Origin of the sequence: Halorubrum salinum (genome assembly GCF_024494575.1) — an archaeon.
Taxonomy (GTDB): Archaea; Halobacteriota; Halobacteria; order Halobacteriales; family Haloferacaceae; genus Halorubrum; species Halorubrum salinum.
On record NZ_JANHDO010000001.1, the window covers coordinates 195,104 to 212,360 of the forward strand.

The 17,257-nt window shown below is 70.5% G+C and carries 19 protein-coding genes and 1 tRNA gene; 9 read left to right on the top strand and 11 right to left on the bottom strand.

Annotation, left to right across the window (positions count from 1 at the left end):
- Window positions 1–9 precede the first annotated feature (9 nt).
- The 5 genes from NO930_RS00995 to NO930_RS01015 form a co-directional block, all read right to left on the bottom strand.
- Window positions 10–897 carry a YkgJ family cysteine cluster protein gene (locus NO930_RS00995; protein ID WP_256402199.1) on the bottom strand — a complete coding sequence of 296 codons (888 nt, stop codon included), beginning with the start codon at window positions 895–897 and terminating at the stop codon, window positions 10–12.
- An 85-nt stretch (window positions 898–982) separates the two neighbouring features.
- The gene (locus NO930_RS01000) at window positions 983–2,152 is read right to left on the bottom strand and encodes an ABC transporter ATP-binding protein (RefSeq protein ID WP_256402200.1); all 1,170 of its coding nucleotides are present in this window, start codon (window positions 2,150–2,152) and stop codon (window positions 983–985) included.
- The gene (locus NO930_RS01005; protein WP_256402201.1) at window positions 2,142–3,947 is read right to left on the bottom strand and encodes an ABC transporter permease; all 1,806 of its coding nucleotides are present in this window, start codon (window positions 3,945–3,947) and stop codon (window positions 2,142–2,144) included. The genes NO930_RS01000 and NO930_RS01005 overlap by 11 nt, the downstream gene beginning before the upstream one ends.
- A gap of 7 nt (window positions 3,948–3,954) precedes the next feature.
- A complete protein-coding gene (locus NO930_RS01010; RefSeq protein WP_256402202.1) occupies window positions 3,955–5,253 on the bottom strand; it encodes a thiamine ABC transporter substrate-binding protein in 1,299 nt (432 codons plus the stop codon).
- Between the two features lie 57 nt (window positions 5,254–5,310).
- Complete coding sequence (locus NO930_RS01015) at window positions 5,311–5,844, bottom strand: hypothetical protein (protein ID WP_137783623.1); 534 nt, start codon at window positions 5,842–5,844, stop codon at window positions 5,311–5,313.
- 122 nt (window positions 5,845–5,966) lie between these two features.
- Between NO930_RS01015 and NO930_RS01020 the strand changes: the two genes are divergently transcribed.
- Both NO930_RS01020 and hisA read left to right on the top strand, forming a co-directional pair.
- Window positions 5,967–6,710: an MBL fold metallo-hydrolase gene (locus NO930_RS01020; protein WP_137783622.1), complete on the top strand. Its 744-nt coding sequence runs from the start codon at window positions 5,967–5,969 to the stop codon at window positions 6,708–6,710.
- Between the two features lie 173 nt (window positions 6,711–6,883).
- Entirely contained in the window at window positions 6,884–7,624 is a 741-nt protein-coding gene (hisA, locus tag NO930_RS01025) for a 1-(5-phosphoribosyl)-5-[(5-phosphoribosylamino)methylideneamino]imidazole-4-carboxamide isomerase (protein WP_256402203.1), read from the top strand.
- A 24-nt stretch (window positions 7,625–7,648) separates the two neighbouring features.
- Here the strand turns inward: hisA and NO930_RS01030 are convergent, their stop codons facing one another.
- Together NO930_RS01030 and NO930_RS01035 are read right to left on the bottom strand one after the other, a co-directional pair.
- Window positions 7,649–8,440 (bottom strand): universal stress protein, encoded by a 792-nt coding sequence (locus tag NO930_RS01030; protein ID WP_256402204.1) that lies wholly within the window; start codon window positions 8,438–8,440, stop codon window positions 7,649–7,651.
- A 1-nt stretch (window position 8,441) separates the two neighbouring features.
- The gene (locus NO930_RS01035) at window positions 8,442–9,824 is read right to left on the bottom strand and encodes an APC family permease (protein WP_256402205.1); all 1,383 of its coding nucleotides are present in this window, start codon (window positions 9,822–9,824) and stop codon (window positions 8,442–8,444) included.
- Between the two features lie 132 nt (window positions 9,825–9,956).
- On the opposite strand from NO930_RS01035, the gene hisB reads away from it, so the two are divergent.
- On the top strand, window positions 9,957–10,553 hold the full coding sequence (gene hisB, locus NO930_RS01040; protein WP_256402206.1) for an imidazoleglycerol-phosphate dehydratase HisB: 597 nt from the start codon (window positions 9,957–9,959) through the stop codon (window positions 10,551–10,553).
- A gap of 21 nt (window positions 10,554–10,574) precedes the next feature.
- On the opposite strand, the gene NO930_RS01045 is transcribed toward hisB, so the two are convergent.
- The 3 genes from NO930_RS01045 to NO930_RS01055 form a co-directional block, all read right to left on the bottom strand.
- Window positions 10,575–10,832, bottom strand: a complete 258-nt coding sequence (locus NO930_RS01045; RefSeq protein WP_137784547.1) for a DUF7561 family protein — start codon at window positions 10,830–10,832, stop codon at window positions 10,575–10,577.
- A 149-nt stretch (window positions 10,833–10,981) separates the two neighbouring features.
- Window positions 10,982–11,065 (bottom strand) — tRNA-Leu (locus NO930_RS01050).
- 30 nt (window positions 11,066–11,095) lie between these two features.
- Window positions 11,096–12,253, bottom strand: coding sequence for a PAS domain-containing sensor histidine kinase (locus NO930_RS01055; protein ID WP_256402207.1), 1,158 nt, complete (start codon window positions 12,251–12,253; stop codon window positions 11,096–11,098).
- A gap of 109 nt (window positions 12,254–12,362) precedes the next feature.
- Here NO930_RS01055 and NO930_RS01060 point away from each other — a divergent pair, with 109 nt between their 5' ends.
- Both NO930_RS01060 and NO930_RS01065 read left to right on the top strand, forming a co-directional pair.
- Complete coding sequence (locus NO930_RS01060) at window positions 12,363–12,920, top strand: DUF309 domain-containing protein (RefSeq protein ID WP_256402208.1); 558 nt, start codon at window positions 12,363–12,365, stop codon at window positions 12,918–12,920.
- Window positions 12,921–13,007: 87 nt separating this feature from the next.
- A complete protein-coding gene (locus NO930_RS01065; RefSeq protein ID WP_256402209.1) occupies window positions 13,008–13,811 on the top strand; it encodes a M14 family metallopeptidase in 804 nt (267 codons plus the stop codon).
- Here the strand turns inward: NO930_RS01065 and NO930_RS01070 are convergent, their stop codons facing one another.
- Window positions 13,812–14,201 carry a cupin domain-containing protein gene (locus NO930_RS01070; protein WP_256402210.1) on the bottom strand — a complete coding sequence of 130 codons (390 nt, stop codon included), beginning with the start codon at window positions 14,199–14,201 and terminating at the stop codon, window positions 13,812–13,814. It lies immediately after the preceding gene.
- A 146-nt stretch (window positions 14,202–14,347) separates the two neighbouring features.
- On the opposite strand from NO930_RS01070, the gene NO930_RS01075 reads away from it, so the two are divergent.
- From NO930_RS01075 to NO930_RS01090, 4 genes are all read left to right on the top strand, one after another.
- Window positions 14,348–15,535 carry a CBS domain-containing protein gene (locus tag NO930_RS01075; protein ID WP_137783424.1) on the top strand — a complete coding sequence of 396 codons (1,188 nt, stop codon included), beginning with the start codon at window positions 14,348–14,350 and terminating at the stop codon, window positions 15,533–15,535.
- 89 nt (window positions 15,536–15,624) lie between these two features.
- Window positions 15,625–16,500, top strand: a complete 876-nt coding sequence (locus tag NO930_RS01080) for a tetratricopeptide repeat protein (RefSeq protein ID WP_137783425.1) — start codon at window positions 15,625–15,627, stop codon at window positions 16,498–16,500.
- Window positions 16,501–16,800 carry a DUF424 domain-containing protein gene (locus NO930_RS01085; RefSeq protein ID WP_137783426.1) on the top strand — a complete coding sequence of 100 codons (300 nt, stop codon included), beginning with the start codon at window positions 16,501–16,503 and terminating at the stop codon, window positions 16,798–16,800.
- A gap of 10 nt (window positions 16,801–16,810) precedes the next feature.
- On the top strand, window positions 16,811–17,218 hold the full coding sequence (locus NO930_RS01090) for a hypothetical protein (protein ID WP_256402211.1): 408 nt from the start codon (window positions 16,811–16,813) through the stop codon (window positions 17,216–17,218).
- The last annotated feature ends 39 nt before the right edge of the window (window positions 17,219–17,257 follow it).

The window sequence follows — 17,257 nt, forward strand, 5'->3', positions numbered from 1 at the left end:
GCGACGCGCTCACTCCCACCCCGGCGTCCCCGGTGCTCCGGCGTCGTCTTCCAGCTCGCTGACCAGCCGGTCCCGCTCTCGGTCCGACATCGCCGCGAGCGAACCCCGGTCGCCCGCGCGCTCGCGCCACTCGCGGGCCGCCCGTCCGACCCACGAGTCGGCCTCTAAGGCGCGCGCTTCGGCCTCGGCGGCGCGCTCGCGATTCACCGACAGCGACGCGGGCCGCGACCCGACGGCGACGCCGACGAACCGGGACCGATCGACGGCGGTCGCGTCGCCCTCGCGGAGGCGGGCGACGACCCCGTCGAGTTCGTCGGGATCGGGGTGGGCGAACACGGTCGATCCGAGCGCCTGCGGGCCGAACGCCGGCGGCGGCACGTCGTCCGGGGCCGCGTCGTCGAGCAGGCGTTCGCCGCCGCCGGCGGCCTCGACGCGCTCGCACTCCGTCTCGGCGTCCAGCGCGAGGTTGTGTGCGGGGTAGCTCGCGCAGGTCCGCGGGTACCGGTCCGTCCCGTGGATCCGACACTGGAGAGTCGTCGGGTCGAGGAAGGCGCAGGTGTCGAGCCACCGCGGCTCGTCGGTGCCTATCGGCGCGACGGGCTTCGGCGGCTTGCGGAGTCCGACGACGAAGACGGGCCGACTATCGACGGCCGCGAGGTCGGTCCCGCCGACGGCGACGCGGTCGTCGCCCTCCGCGGGCTCGAACAGCCGAGGGACGAGCACGTCGCCGAGGCCGTCCTCGACGAAGCGGGCGACCTCGTCGCGGGTGAGCGGCACCAGGTCGTAGGCGTCGTCGAGCGGGGGACGCGAGCCCGTCCGGTCGGAGCCGGCGGCAACCGGATCGAGCGGCCGCCAGTCGACACAGCAGCCGGCGCACCCCTCACAGCGGAGGTCCATCGTGGTGGCTGTGATAACGATGCACACGCGTATAAGGGCTCGCGACGCGTCGCGGACCCGTCTCTCGCGGCTGCCGCTCCCGTGATCACTCGCTTTCGACGCCGATCACGTGAGCGTCCGCGGGGTCGAACCCCACGGCGACCTCGCCGGAGAGCGGGTCGCGTGCGCGGATCACGATCTCGCGCCCGCCCCAGTCGAGCGTCATCCGCGTCGTCTCGCCGAGGAACTCCGCGTTCGCGACGGTCGCCGTAATGCGATTCCGACCGCCGCCGATCCGCAGGTGTTCGGGTCGGACGCAGACCGTGATCCGGTCGCCGGGACCGGGCGACGTCCGCGCGTCGCGGTCTCCGAGTCCGACCCGAAACCGCTCGCCGTCGACCTCGATCGCGGTCTCGTTTCCGTCGCGTGCGCCGTCGTCGAGTGCCCCGGTTTCGCCGTCGACCGCGCCGTCTCCGCCCCTCTCGCCCTCGGCGTCCGCCGTCCCGGACGCGCCGACGACCCGTCCGGTAAACACGTTGTTGTCGCCGACGAACTCGGCGACGAACCGCGTCGCGGGCTCGCGGTACACCGTTCGGGGCGGCGCGACCTGCTCCGGCGTCCCCCCGGACATCACGGCGACGCGGTCGGAGATCGCAAGCGCCTCCTCCTGGTCGTGGGTGACGTAGACGGTGGTGATCCCCAGCTCGGACTGGATCGCTTTGACCTGCACGCGGAGCCGCTCGCGGAGCCGCGCGTCGAGCGCGCTCATCGGCTCGTCCAAGAGCAACACGTCGGGTCCCGGTGCGATCGCGCGCGCCATCGCCACCCGCTGTTTCTGCCCGCCGGAGAGGCTCTCGGGGTCGCGGTCGGCGGCGTCGGGGAGATCGACCAGCTCCAGAAGCTCAGCCACGCGCTCTCCTCGCGTGACGCCCCCGGGCGGGTCCGCGAAGTTGAGCCCGTACCCGACGTTCTCGCCGACGGTCATGTGGGGGAACAGCGCGTAGTTCTGGAAGACGACGCCCACGTCGCGCGCCTCGGGCGGGACGCCGGCGACGGAGTCGCCGCCGAACCGTATCGCACCCTCCGTGGGCGCTTCGAACCCCGCGATCAGCCGGAGCGTCGTCGTCTTCCCGCAGCCGGAGGGGCCGACTAAGGTGAAAAACTCGCCCTCGCGCACCCGGAGGCTCACGTCGTCGACCGCGGCGGTGTCGCCGTAGCGTTTGGTGACACCGTCGAGTTCGACGGCTACCGGGGCGTGCGACTCCTCAGAGCCCACGGCTCTCACCCCCGAGCCGCTCGATCACGACGAAGCTACAGCCGGTGACGACGAGCAAGACGACGCCCATTGCGGTCGCCGGTCCGAGCCGCCGACCGATGAAGCGTTCGATGGCGATCGGCATCGTGTACGCGTCGGCCCCCGTCGCGAGCACGACCGTCGCCGTGAACTCCCCGATCGAGATGGCGAACGCGAACGCCGCGCCGGCGACGACGGCCGGCCACACGAGCGGTAGTTCCACGTCCCGAAGCGCCCGCGCCCGAGACGCGCCGAGCGCCCGCGCCGACTCGACGAGCGACCGGTCGAGCGCCTCCAGTCCGGGCGCGACGGTTCGGACGACGAACGGGTACCCCGCCACCGCGTGGGCGACGACGATGGCGACCGCCCCGGACGCGGTGACCCGCCACCCCGCGACCTCCACGCCGAAGACGAGCCCGCGAAGCAGGCCGAGCCCGACGACGATCCCGGAGACGGCGAGCGGGGCCATCGCGGCGGCGTCGACCAGCTTCCGGCCGCGGTAGCGCCGGGTCGTCAACACGGCGACCACGACGCCCATCGGCAGCGCGAGCAGCGTCGCCCCGACCGCGAACCCGAGCGAGTTCCGGATCGCGGGCCACGGTCTGACCTGAAACGCGGCCGCGGTCCGCTGTCTCGCGGCCAGGAACCGGTAGTGCTCCAGCGTGAGCGCCCCGTCCCCGCCCGTCACGCTCGCGAGGATCATCGACGCGATCGGCGCGAGGAAGACGACCGCGGCGACGGCGACGTAGGCGGCGAGTCCGACGCGCGACACCCACTCGCGGACCGTCGGCGTCGACGGCAAAAGCGGCTTGCGGGGGAGCGGTCGCGCCCCGCGCGACCGGACCGCGCTTTGCGCCTCGTACCGGAGGTACGCGAGCAGCACGCCGAGCGAGATGACGAGTTCGATGATCGCGAGCGCGGCCGCCTCGGCGTAGCTCAGGTCGCGAACGAGCCGGTAGACGAACACCTCGACGGTCGCGAGCTGGAACCCGCCGAGCGCGAGCACGATGGGGAACGTGCCGAACGTGAACACGAACGTGAGCGCCGCGCCCGTCAGCACCGCCGGGTACACCTGCGGTGCGACCACGTCGACGAAGGCCCGCACCGGTCCCGCGCCGAGGCTCCGCGCCGTCTCGACCGCGCCGGCGTCGACCGACTCCCACGCCGCGGTCGTCACCCGCGCGACGAGCGGGGCGTTGTAGAAGGCGTGGGCGATCACGATCGCCTCGAGCGTGAACAACAGGTCCACCGCCGGGAGCCCGAGCGCGCCGAGGACCGCGTTGAGCGTCCCGTTGCGCCCGAAAGTGGCGACGAACCCGACCGCGACCATGATCGACGGGAGCACGAACGGAACGATGGTAAGCGACCGAATCGTTCGCCGGCCGGGGAACTCGAAGCGCGCCAGCAGGTACGCGGCCGGGAGGCCGAGCGCGACGCTCGCGACCGTCGACAGCGCGGCCTGATACGCGGTGAACCCGACGATCCCGAGCCGCCGGTCCGGCGAGACGAGGTCGCGGGCGACCGCCGTCGGGGACTCGCCGGCGAACAGCCGCGCCGCCTCGCCGAAGTAGAACGGGTCGCGGAGGATCTCCGCGAACGCCCCGAGAGAGACGCCGCCGTCGACGCGGACCGCCTCGATCAGGACGGTGGCGACGGGGTAGTAGAAGGCGACGACGAGCGTGGCGCTCGTCGCGACCGCGAGCAGCGTCAGCAGCCGCCCTTCGAGGCGGTCGGGGAGGGACCGGCTCCCGTCGCTCCGACGATCGCGGTCGCTCACGGCGCGATCAGTTCCCGACGAACTGGCGTTCCCACGCTTCGATCCACTCGCCGACAGAGCCCCGTAGCTCGTCGTACGTGAACGTCACCGGATCCGCGGGCTCCTGTGCCAGTTCGGCGTAGTCGTCCGGGAGCGTCGCGGTGTCGGTCGCCGGGAACGCGACGTTCCGCTGGGCGATCTCGCCTTGGACTTCGGGATCGAGCATGAACGACATGAACTCGCGGGCGAGATCCGGCGTATCGGTCTCGGCGAAGACGGCCATCCCCTCGGGAGTGGCGTACGCCTGATCGTTCACGAATCGGATCTGGTGTTCTTCCAAGTTCGCGCCCTCCATGTCCGCGAACACCTGATCGGTCGAGTAGGAGACGACCATGGGAGCCTCGCCGTTCGACCACGCGGTGTAGGCGTCGTCCCACGACCCGAGCACCCGCACGTCGTTGGCCTGGAGGTCCGCCCAGTAGTCGAGGTAGTCGTAGTCCGGGTCCCCGTCCTCGCCCTCGACGGTCCCGTCCGGCCCGTCGCCGAACCGATTGACCGTGTGTAGAAGGAAGGCGCGGCCCGTCGCGGACGACCCCGGGTTCTGCGCGATGAGCGCCCCCGCGTGCTCGGGGTCGAGGAGCCCCTCGAAGGTCGCCGGGGCCTCCGTCTCGGTCCCGTCGTACACGAGGCTCACGTACCCGGTGTCGAAGGGGACGGCGCGGCCGAACGGGTCGAACGACAGCCCGTCGCGGACGTCCTCGGCCCCGTCGATATCGCCCGCCTCCGCGAACAGCTCGTCGTCGAGCTCGCTGTCGACCCGCACCAGGTCCTCGGTGTTGAAGCCGACGTAGACGTCGGCGTCGATCCCGACGCCGGACTGCGCGCGCTCGACGTAGTAGTTGATCTCGTTGTCCGGCGTCGCCCACTCCAGCGTGGCGTCGAACCGGCTCTCGAACTCCTCTTTGAGCCACTCGCCCGGGCTCACCGACGGCGCGTCGATGAAGTTGGTGTACGTCGCGACGGTGAGCGTCGGGGTCTCGTCGTCTCCCCCGTCGTCCCCCTCGCTCGTGTCGCCACCCGCGCCGCCGCCCTCCCCGTCAGATCCCGCACCGTCGCCAGCCCCCTCGTCGTCGTTCGTCCGTTCGGCGCTACAGCCCGCGAGCGCGGCGGCTCCGGCCGCCCCGCCGAGCGCGAGGACCCGGCGTCTGGTGTGCCGGTCGGTCGCGCCGACCGCCTCGGTGTCGCCGGCGCGGTCGCCGGAGCCGTCCTCGTCGCTGCCGGTGTCGCTCGGGAAACCCCGACCGTCGGTCGTCTCGTCGTCGGTCATTACCCAGTGATTACACCGGGTAGTTATAAAACGGTCCGTGTCGTCCCGCGCGCCGCGTCAGAAGAATCCCTTGACGGCGTTTATGACGCCCCACGTCACCTGTTTCACCACCTTTCCGTCCTCACCGGTGATGACGATCCCCTCGACCGTGCCGTCGGTCCGCTCGCCGTTCCGGACGTTCTGGACGAACCCGGACACGGGATCCTCGCTCGTCGCGAGCGACTGCGCCGTCTCGCGAGTCATGAGCATTTTGAGGCCGGCGTCGTCGTCTCTCGACTGTTCGAGTTCGGTGATGGTCCCGTCGTCGGCCATCCGGAAGGAGAACACGACGTCCGTCTCGACGATGTAGACGTTGACGGTGTTACCTCTGATCCGATCGTACACCCGCTCCTCGGCGAAACTCATGTCGACTTCGCCGACGTTGCTGTTGTACTGCGACTGCATCTGCTCTAGGTCGCCGAAGAGGTCGTCGGCCCACGCCGGCTGGTCGGCCGACTGACCGCCAGACTGCGCGGCGACCGACCCCGCACCGCCGACGAGCGCGACCGCCACGAGGAGCGCGACGGCGACCCGGACGATAGTCGATGGCATACGCGGTCCTTCGCGGGCGACCTATTTGGAGATTGGGACCGCGGCGCGGAACGTCGCCCCCGCCGTGCGATCGGATCCACGAGGACAGTCAGTTATTTGCGCCCCGGCGGTCTTCCGGCGGCATGGACGAGACGACGGTCAGATTCCTCGGCACCGGCGACCCGCTCGGCACCGGTGGCCGGCTTCAGACCAGCATCCACGTCGACACGGGCTCGACGCGCCTGCTCGTCGACTGCGGGGCGTCGGCGCTATCCGAGATGAACCGCTACGACCTGGACCGCAACGAGGTCGGCACGATCCTCCTCACGCACCTCCACGGCGACCACTTCGCCGGGATTCCCTTCTTCGTGCTCGACGCGCAGTTCGCCTCCGATCGGACCGAGCCGCTCACGATCGTCGGTCCGCCCGGGACCGAGTCGCGGGTCACGGAGGCGATGGAGGTGTTCTTCCCCGGCCTCTCCGAGGTGGATCAGGCCTTCGACATCGAGTTCGTGGAGATCGAGCCCGGAGCGACGACGAGCGTCGGCCCGATCGACGTGCGCCCGTATCTCGCCGACCACCCGAGCGGCGACCCCTCCTACGCCCTCCGCGTCGAGGTCGACGGTTCGACGGTCACCTACTCCGGCGACACGGCGTGGGTCGACGACCTCGTCGACGCCGCCGCCGGAGCCGACCTCTTCGTCTGCGAGGCGTACGCCTTCGACGCCGACATCCCGTACCACATGACGTACACGACGTTCCTCGAACACGAGCCGGAGATCGACGCCGACCGGACGATCCTGACCCACATGAGCACCACGATGTTCGACCGCCTCGACGAGGTCGACCACGAGTGCGCGACCGACGGGATGGTAGTCGAGATCTGAACGCCTCCTGCGGGTTCGACCGCGGGTGTCTGACGGGGCTCGCCCGTCGCTTCGCGATCCGCGAGTCTGCGCCTGTCCGACCCGCGAGCCTGCGCCTGTCCGACCCGCGAGTCTGCGCCTGTCCGACCCGCGAGACCGACCGCTTTAATCGCCGCCCGCCACTTCGCTCCCGTATGACTCACTTCCCCGAGTTCGAGGTCATCCCCGCGGTCGACGTGCAAGACGGCGAGGTCGTCCAGTTGGTCGGCGGCGAGCGCGGCACGGGCAAACGCTACGGCGACCCCGTGGAGGCCGCAGAGCGCTGGATCGACGCGGGGGCCGAGACGCTCCACCTCGTCGACCTCGACGGCGCGTTCGAGGGCGAGCGCGTCAACGCCGACGCGATCGAGGCGGTCGTCGAGGCGGTTCCCGGGGACGTGGGACTTCAGCTCGGCGGGGGCATCCGCACCGCCGAGGGCGCGCGCGACCTCCTCGATCTGGGGCTCGACCGCGTGATCTTGGGTACCGCGGCCGTCGAGTCGCCGGAGATAGTCGCCGCGATCGACGAGACCCACCCCGACAGCGTCGTCGTCAGCCTCGACGCGAAAGACGGCGAGGTCGTCGTCTCGGGGTGGACCGAGGGGACCGGCCTCGATCCGGCCGAGGCCGCGAGTCGCTACGCGGACCTCGGCGCGGGCGCGATCCTGTTCACGAACGTCGACGTCGAGGGACAGCTGGCGGGGATCGATCGGGCCGCGGTCGAACGCGTCGTCGAGGCGGTCGACGTCCCGGTCGTCGCCTCGGGCGGAGTCGCGACGACCGACGACGTGGTCGCCCTGAAGGAGGCCGGCGCGGCCGCGGTCGTCGTCGGCACCGCGCTCTACGAGGGAACGTTCACGCTGCGAGAGGCGCAGGCGGCAGCGGACGGGGTCTGATCTCGCTCTCCGACACCTCCCGTCTCACTCCTCGGGGCGCGCGCGCTGCACGACGAGCACGGGCCCGAGGAACCGATCTGCGACCTGCTCGGACGGCATCCCGAACACGAACGTCGTGACCGAGGGATCGGTCTCGCCCATCACCACCGCGTCGTGTGACGCCGCCCGGTCCGCGATGGTGTCGATCGGAACGTCGGCGTCCTCGACGACCGTTTCGAGCGCCTCGGGGTCGACGCCGCGCTCGACGAGGTCCGACCGTACTCCGCTCAGGAACGACTCGCCGTCTTCGGGCGACTCGCCCTCGTTGAGGGCGTGATACAGCGTCACGTCCACGTCCGCGTCGGCGAACAGCCCGGCGACGAGTCGCGTGTTCCGCCCGACGCCGACCGTGCCGCGGAGCGCGACGAGCACCGACTCCACGCGCTCCGTGCTGTTCGGAACCAAGACCGCGAGACAGTCGTGCTCGTAGATGAGCCGGTCGATCGTGGTGTCCTTGTCGTGTGTAAACACGAGTCGTGTCTCGACGTCGGCCCCGCCCGCGGCGAGCGCGCCGGCGAACTCGTCGAGCTTCGACATCGCCGTCTCGCCGAACTGCTCGCGCGCCTGCTCGGCCGCGGTCTGTTCGGGTATCACGTGGTAGCCGCAGAGCACGACGTGGGCGTTCGCGAGCAGTGCGGACGTGCCGCTCGGAAGCGACTCGCCCTCTAACACCTCGATCGGAACGAGCACCGAGGGGCGACCCTCGGACTCGCCGCCGGCCTCGGAGTCGGCTCCTGTCTCGGTCGGTTCCCTGTCGTCCGTCGGTGTCTCGGTCATTTCAGAAGTCACCCTTGAGTTCGACGTCGGTCGCGTAGTAGCGGTACCAGCCGTACGCCGCGATCATGACGGCGACCCCGACGCCGATCGACGCGGGGCGCATGAACGCGATGAGCGCGAAGCTCGCGAGCGCGCCGACGCCGGCGACCGCGAGCCCGGCCGGACAGCGGAACGACGGGTCGTACCACGACGGACTCTCCCGCCGGAGCTGTATCAGTCCGACGCAGATCAGCCCGTACATCACCAGATGGAGGAACGAGGCGACCTCCGCGAGCAGCTCCACCTGTCCCGTCGCCGCCAGGACGACGATCGGGCCGCCGGCGAGCCCGAGCGCGACGTGCGGCGTGCCGTATCGGAGGTTGAGCCGGCTCGCCGCCTCGGGGATGATTCCGTCGCGGCTCACCGCGTACACCGCGCGGGAGGCGCTGAGTATCGAGGCGTTCGCGCTGGAGAACGTCGCCAACAGCCCGGCGACGACGATCGCGAGCGCTCCGGGAAATCCGACGAACGAGCGGGCGACCTCGACCATCGCGATCTCGCCGAACTCGCCGAGACGGGCGCTGCCGAACGCGCTCGTGGCGACGAATATCGTGACGACGTAGAAGACGCCGACGAGGAGCACGGACCCGACCATCGCCAGCGGCAGGTTCCGGCTCGGATCCGTGATGTCGCCCGCGACGGTCGCGACCTGCGCGAACCCGAGGTACGACGTGAATACGAGCGCCGCCGTCTGGAGGACTGAGAGCAGCCCACCGGGCGGGAAGAACCGCTCCGGCACGCGCTCTGCCCCGAACACGCCGAGCGCGTCGAGGGAGCCGTAGCTCAAAAACAGCGTGAGGATGACCAGAAGCGAGATGACGATCGCGTTCTGCAGCGAGGCGGTGTTCTCCGTTCCGAAGAGGCTCAGGACCGTGAGCCCGACGCCGAACGCGACGCCGAGGGGGATCGCGGGGTCGACCGGGAGCGCGATCCCCGCTTCGAGGAACACCTGTCCGGCGTAGCTGCCGAGCCCGACGAGGTAGAACGCGGAGGCGAACACGAGCCCGAGCCAGAGCCCGATCCCGACGACCGCGCCGGGGGCGGTCCCGAGCCCGCGGGAGATGAAGAAGTACCCGCCGCCGCTTCTCGGCATCGCCGTGGCGAGTTCCGACGCCGGTAACGCCACGAGCAGCGCGACGACCGCGCCGATCGCGAAGGAGAGCGCGGCCGCGGGACCGGCGTTCTCGGCCGCGAGCCCCGGAAACACGAATATTCCCGCCCCGATCATCGTCCCGACGCCGATCGCGAGCCCCCCGACGAGCCCGATCGTCCGTTCGAGTTCGCCCTCCCCTGTGTCGGCGTCGATCACGTCGGCGAGCGCCTCCGGCGCGTCGGATCCGGCCATACGGTTCGAAGCTACTCTCGGCGCAGTGATATATCCACCGTCGGTCGCCTCGTCCGCGGTCCTGTCGCCTCCTCCCCCGAGCGACACTCCGCCACCCGCAATCCCCTTAACGACTCCCGCCGACGGTCGGGTATGAGCGAACACGACCGCGTCGCGGCGGTCTCCCGCGAGACGGCCGAGACGACGATCGACCTCACCCTCGCTATCGACGGCGACGGCGACAGCGAGGTCTCGACCGGGGTCGGCTTCTACGACCACATGCTCGAATCGTTCGCGAAACACGGCCTCTTCGACCTGACCGTCGACTGCGACGGCGACCTGGAGATCGACGACCACCACACCGTCGAGGACGTGGCGATCTGTCTGGGCGAGGCGTTCGACGAGGCGCTCGGCGACAAACGCGGGATCCGGCGGTACGCCGACCGGCGGGTCCCGCTCGACGAGGCGGTCGCGAGCGTCGTGGTCGACGTCGCCGGCCGCCCGTACTACGACTTCTCGGGCGAGTTCTCACAGGAGCAGATAGGCGAGTTCACGAGCGTCATGGCCAACCACGTCGCGCTCTCTCTGGCGCACAACGCCGGACTCACGCTTCACGCCGAGATCGAATCGGGCGACAACGCTCACCACGAGGTCGAGGCGCTGTTCAAGGCGTTAGCGCGCGCGCTCGACGACGCGACGCGGATCGACGAGCGGCGGAGCGACACGCCGAGCACGAAAGGCGAACTGTAGCCGACCCTCCGACGCCCCCGCTCACCCCCAGTGCCAGAAGGAGTTCCCGTCCTCCTCGACGGGATCGGTCCGCTCGCGGAGGTCGGCCACGTCCGCGGCGGTCGGCTCGCGGTCGTCCGGCAGCCGTTCCATGCAGTCGAAACAGAGGAAGAACTCGGAGCCGTCGGTGAGTTCGAGGGTGAGTCCCTGCGTCGACTCGAACGCGAAGTTCCACAGGTCGCCGATACCGCCGGCGATCCTGACGGACCGCTCGCAGACGTCACAGGACTCCGAGGCCATGCCCCGGCTAGCGGCTCCGGCCGGTAATGGGTATCGCTGCACGGCGAGACGAGCGTGCGGCTCCCGTCGCATCAGCGTTCGAAGTGAATTTTGCGAGGGAAGAGCGCTCCGAGAGCGTCTTCCGCATCACGGGGTGTGGACCCCGGCGATGCGAGGGGAGGGATTTGAACCCACGGACCTCTACAGGAGCGGATCTTGAGTCCGCCGCCGTTTCCGGGCTTGGCTACCCTCGCACGCGGCCGGTCCTACTCCGGCAGTGCCCTTTATCTCGTCGGTTCCGCACCGATAAGCGTCGCCCGGAAGCCGCCCGACGCCGACTCGCCGACGTCCAGTTCCCAGCCGTGCGCGGCCGCGACGCGCTCGACTATCGCCAGCCCGATGCCGGTGCCACCGTCGTTCGAGACGCCGAACTCGGTCAGCTCCTCAACGCCGTCGTCGACGTCGTCGAGCCCCGGTCCGTCGTCGGCGACGTAGATTCCGCGGTCATCGACTCCGACGCGGACCGTCGGCGCGTCGCCGGCGTGGTCGATCGCGTTCCCGATCAGGTTCCCGACCGCCCGCCTGAGGAGGTCTGCGTCGCCCCGGACCGGCTCTGCGTCCTCGACGACCAGCTCGGCGGCCGCGGCCGGCTCGCCGAAGTCGCCGGACTTCCAGCAGTCGGTCGCGAGGTCGCCGAGGTCGACCGGTCCGGCGTCGATGCCGATCGCCTGGGGATCGCGGGCCATCACGAGCGCGTCGTCGATCAGCGCCTCGATCCGGTCGAGCGCCTCGTCCGCCGGATCGAGCCGGTCGAGGTCGCCAGTCTCCCGCGCCAGATCGAGGTACCCCTGCGCGATCCCGAGCGGGTTCCGGAGGTCGTGCGAGAGGAAGCCGGCGAGCCGTTCGAGTCGGTCGTTGAGCCGCTCCAGTTCCCGCTCGCGCTCGACGCGCTCCGTGACGTCGCGGATGACGCCCACGACGCCGACGACCTCGTCGGCGCGCTCGATCGGGGTGAGCCGCGTCTCCGTCGTCACGCTCGACCCGTCGGCGAGCGTCGTCGTGAGCTGGACGCGCTCGTCTGCCGCGTCGCCGGCGAGCACGCGCTCGACCGCCTCCCGGTAGCGCTCGCCCGTCTCCGGGTCCCAGTACCCCTCGTCGACGACCCGCTCCGGGTGGGACCCGTGGAGAACCGCCTCGGAGAACTCCGTCACCTCGCGGAGCCGGTCGTTGACGAACACGCGGTTCCGGTCCGCGTCGAGCACGTACGCCCCGTCGCCGAGCGCGTGGACGATCGACTCGGCGGCGTCGATCGCCTCGCTGCGCTCGTCGCGCTCGGCGGAATCGGTGCGGTGGGTGTCGCCGGTGCGGTCCGTAGTGCCGGCCGATTCGCCGACTCCGCCCGCCTCGGTGTCCCCCAACGCCGGCTCCTCTGCGGGCTCCATGCGCGGTCCTACGGACCGGATCGTAAAGTGTTCCCCGGGTATCGGCAGACGGAAACGGATCGCAGACGCCCGCGAAACGATTAGGTCGCTGCGCGCGAGAGGTCGCCACATGGACGATCACACCCGCGATCCCGGCGTCGCGCCGCCGCTCGGGAACCCGACCGGGTGGCACGCGCCGGAGCGGGACGCGCTCCCGCCGGCCGACGCGGACCGCGACGGCGACGCCGACGACGCGCGGGTCGCGAGCGGCTACTGGGAGCACGCGACGCTCCGGCGGGCGACGGAGCACGGCGTCCGGCTGTTCAACGCCGGCGAGTTCCACGAGGCGCACGACTGCTTCGAAGACGAGTGGTACAACTACGGGAGCGGCACCGCGGAGTCCGCGTTCCTCCACGGGATGGTCCAGGTCGCCGCGGGCGCGCACAAGCGCGCCGACTTCGAGAACGACGCCGGCATGCGGTCGCTGTTCGAGACCGCCCTGCAGTACCTCGATGGCCTCCCGGGCGACTTCTACGGCGTCGACGTCGACGAGGTGCGCTCGACGCTCTCTCGCGCGCTCGACGACCCCGCCGTGATCGACGGGTGGAAGATCCCGCTCGACGGTGCCCGACCAGAAGCGTACCCGGCGGACTACGAGTACGCCGACCGGATCGACGAGACGCACTGAGTCCGTCGTCGGTGCGGCGGCGTCAGGTGCGTCCTCGGTCCGACCGCGATCCGAACGCCACTTACCGCCGGACGACGTGGTCCGTTCATGGACGTCTACGAACTGGGCGAGGGCGAGCCGGAGGTCGCGGTCGTCGGCGCGATCCACGGCGACGAGCCCTGCGGTGCCCGCGCGATCCGACGACTCCTCGACGCCGACCCCGACGTCGAGCGACCGGTGCGGCTGATCGTCGCCAACGAGCCGGCGCTCGACGCCGGCGTCCGCTACCTCGACGTCGACCTCAACAGGGTGTTCCCGGGCGATCCCGCCTCCGACGCGCACGAAGATCGGCTCGCGGCCGACCTGCTCGACGCGGTCGAGGGGTGTACCACGCTCGCGATCCACTCGACGCAGTCGTACCCGGAACCGTTCGCCGTGATCGACTCGATGGACGAGGTCGCTCGCGCGACCGCGCCGCACCTCCCGGTCGACGCCGTCATCCAGACGGACGCGTTCACCGAGGGTCGGCTCATCGAGCACCCGCACACAATCGAAGTCGAGGCGGGGCTTCAGGGCTCCGAGAGCGCCGCCGACAACGCCTACTGGCTGACCCGGGCGTTCCTCGCCGCGACCGGAGCGCTCCCAGCGCCGGGGGCGGAAGACGTGCTCGACGCCGGCGGGCGCGAGGACGTGGCGGTGTTCCGCCTGCGCGACCGCATCCCGAAGCCGGCCGCCGAGGAGTACGAGGTGTTCGCGCGCAACTTCGAGCGCGTCGAGGCGGGAGACCGGTTCGCGGCCGCCGACGGCGAGCCGCTCCGCGCCGCGGAACCCTTCTACCCCGTGCTCTTATCGCCGTACGGCTACCGCGACCAGTTCGGCTACGTCGCCGATCGGGTCGGCACGCTGGAGTAACTACTCGACCAGTTCGATCGCGTCGTCGCCGTTCGGCACGACGCAGATGAACGACCCCGGCTCGTCGCCCTCGTTTCTGTACCAGTGTTCGACGCCCGCCGGGATGAGCAACGCGTCGCCGGGGTTCACCGCGTGCTCTCGGTCGCCGATCCCGACGACGTACTCGCCCGAGAGCACGTACTGCTCGTGTTCGATCTCGTTCGTGTGGCGCGGGACCGCCGCGCCGGCCGCCAGCTCGAACCGCCGCATCGCGAAGTGCGGCGCGCCGTCCGACTCGTCGAGGAGGACGCGCTTCGTCAGTCCCTCCGCGGCGTCGACCGTCTCGGCGTCGACCGCGTCCGTCCGCTTCAGCACCGCCCCGTCGACGGCCGGCGTGTCAGTTTCGCTCATACCGGGTCCTCGGCGGCGCGAGGACATAAATCGTGGCGGGCGGGATCGCGGCGGCCCGGTAGGCGTCTCGGAGCCGCGATCTCCCGAACGCCACCTCGAACGGCCACGCCCGGGTGTTTAAGCGGCCACCAACCCAATCCGAGCGTATGCGTGGAATCAAAGTCGGGACCGCTCTCGGCATCCCGGTCAGGCTCAACTGGACGTTTCTCATCGTGCTTCCCCTTTTCGCCTATCTCATCGGGTCGCAGGTGGGAATGATAGCGGGCGTGATGAACGACGCGCTCGGGGCGGGTATCGACCCGGCCGCGATCGGGAGTGGGATCACCCCATGGGCGCTCGGACTCGCGGCCGCGCTCGGACTGTTCGTCGGCGTCCTCCTCCACGAGTTCGGCCACTCCATCGTCGCGATGCGGTACGGCTACGAGATCGAGTCGATCACGCTGTGGCTGCTCGGCGGGCTCGCCAACTTCGCGGAGTTCCCCGAAGACTGGAAACACGAGTTCTGGATCGCGGTCGCCGGCCCCGTGGTGAGCGTCGCGGTCGGCGCCGCCTGCTACGGCGTGTTCGTGCTCGCGCCGGCCGGCGCGAACGCCGTCCTGTTCGTGTTCGGCTACCTCGCGCTGTTGAACGTCGTCCTCGCGGGGTTCAACATGCTCCCGGCGTTCCCGATGGACGGCGGACGGGTGCTCCGGGCGCTCTTGGCTCGGAGCCAGCCGCACGCACAAGCGACCCAGCGCGCGGCCGCCATCGGCAAGATGTTCGCCTTCTTCATGGGTCTCTTCGGCCTGTTCACGTTCCAGCTTCTGCTCATCGTGTTGGCCTTCTTCATCTACATGGCGGCCTCGGGCGAGGCCCAGCAGACGACGCTGAAGGCCGCCTTCGAGGACGTCACCGTCGCCGACGTGATGACCCGCCGCGAGGACCTCCACACGGTGACGCCGGACACCTCCGTCGCCGACCTGATGAGCCGGATGTTCGAGGAGCGTCACACCGGCTACCCCGTCATCCACGGCGACGACCTCGTCGGGATGGTGACGCTCGAAGACGCGCGCTCGATCCGCGAGGTCGAGCGCGACGCCTACCGCGTCGACGACGTGATGGCGACGGACGTGGTCGCGGTCGGGCCGGGGGCCGACGCGGTGACCGCGCTCCAGACGATGCAGCAACACGGCGTCGGTCGGCTCCCCGTCATCGACACGCAGGGGCGACTCGTCGGGATCATCTCACGGTCCGACCTGATGACCGCGTTCAACATCATCCAGACGGGCGGCACGCCGAGCGTCATCAGCGGTCGGCGACAGATCGGCGGCGAGGGCGGTCCCGGCGTGTTCTGAGACCGCCTCGACAGCACGACCCGCCGTGACGGCGCGCTCGCCGGTCGCTGACGCAACCCTTACGCGTCGTGACCGCCAAACGCGGCCATATGACCGACGAACGCGACGACGACCGCCACGAGTTCTCCGCGGGGCAGGGCGTCGACGCCGACTACGAGGAGTTCACCCTCGACCCGGAAGAGCTCGACGCCGACCCCACCACGGTCGACCCCGTCGACTCGCGGGTTCTCACGGATATCCTCGACCGACGGAACGTCGGGAGCGACGAGGTCGACGTCGAACAGCTCGTCGACGTCGGGCTCTCGTACATGGGGATCAACCGCTTCGAGGAGGCCACGGAGACGTTCGAGCGCGCGGCGCAGTTCGCCGAGGAGGACTCCCTCGACGCGCAGGAGGCGTGGGTGAACAAGGGGGCGGCCCACGCCGAGTTAGAGGAGTTCGACCAGGCGATCGGCGCGTACGAGGAGGCGCTGCGGATCGACGACAGCTCCGAGCACGCCGCGACCGCCGAGACCAACCTCGCGTACGCGCTCTGGGAGTCCGGCCGCGGCGAGCAGGCGCTCGAACACGCCGAGCGCGCGGTCGAGACCGATCCCCGGTTCGCCGAGGCGTGGTACAACCGGGGGTTCCTGCTCGTCGAGCGCGGGCTCGCGGAGGACGCCGTGAGTTGTTTCGACAACGCGATCCGCCTCGGCTACCGCAACGCCGACGTGTTAGAGGAGAAGGCCCGCGCGCTGGAGGAGGCGGGCGACCACGAGCAGGCGGAGGAGGTCGCAGACCGTGCCGACGAGCTGCGTCAGGAGACCGAAGAGCAGCTTATCGACGAACAGACCGGGCAGGCACCGGGGCCGGGCGGCGCTGGCGGTCGCGGCGGCGCTGGCGGCCGCGGCGGCCGAGGCTCCGGCGGTCGAGGCGACGAGCAGCCGGAGCGCGAGCTACAGGGCGAGGGACCAGAGGGCTTCTGAATGCTCCTCCGCGAGCGCGAGACCCCGAAGGGGACGCTCGTCTCCGTCTGTGACCCCGACTGCCTCGGCGAGACGTACGAGGACGGACCGGTGACGCTCACCGTGAGCGAGGAGTTCTACGGCGGCGACGACGCCGTCGAGGCGGACGCGGAGGCGGTCGTCGCCGGTCTCCACCGCGCGCAGGTCGCGAACATCGTCGGCACCGAGTCCGTCGCCGTCGCGGTCGAGGCCGGGCTCGTCGACGAAGAGACCGTCTTGGAGTTCGAGGAAACCCGACACGCCCAACTACTCTGGCTGTGAGGATCGGGACATGCAACGACTCACGCGGTCCGAGCTCGCGTCGCGGCTGCGTCCGTTCGCCCCCGGCGACGCCTTCTGGGCCCGAGCGGTAGCGTCCGGAGAAGCCGCCATCGGCGTCGGGCCCGAGGCGCTCTCCGACTGGGTTTCCGACGACGACCACCGTGACGACGGGAGCGACGACGCGGGACAGACAGACGGAAACGGAAGCGACGAGCCGGCAGAGCGGTCTCGCGGCCGCTCGCACGCGACCATCGAGCGCGTGGAGGGACGCGAGACCGGAGGCACGCCCGGACCGCTCGCCACCGGTGACATGATCGACGTCGGCGAGCGGTCGTTCGTCGTCGTCGCCGTCGACCGGACCCCGGCCGGTGGGGCGACGTACCGGATCGACCTGGTTCCGGAGCGCGAAGCGACGTGAGAACGGGCGCGGTCTCGATCCGAACGTCCACCGCGCCGA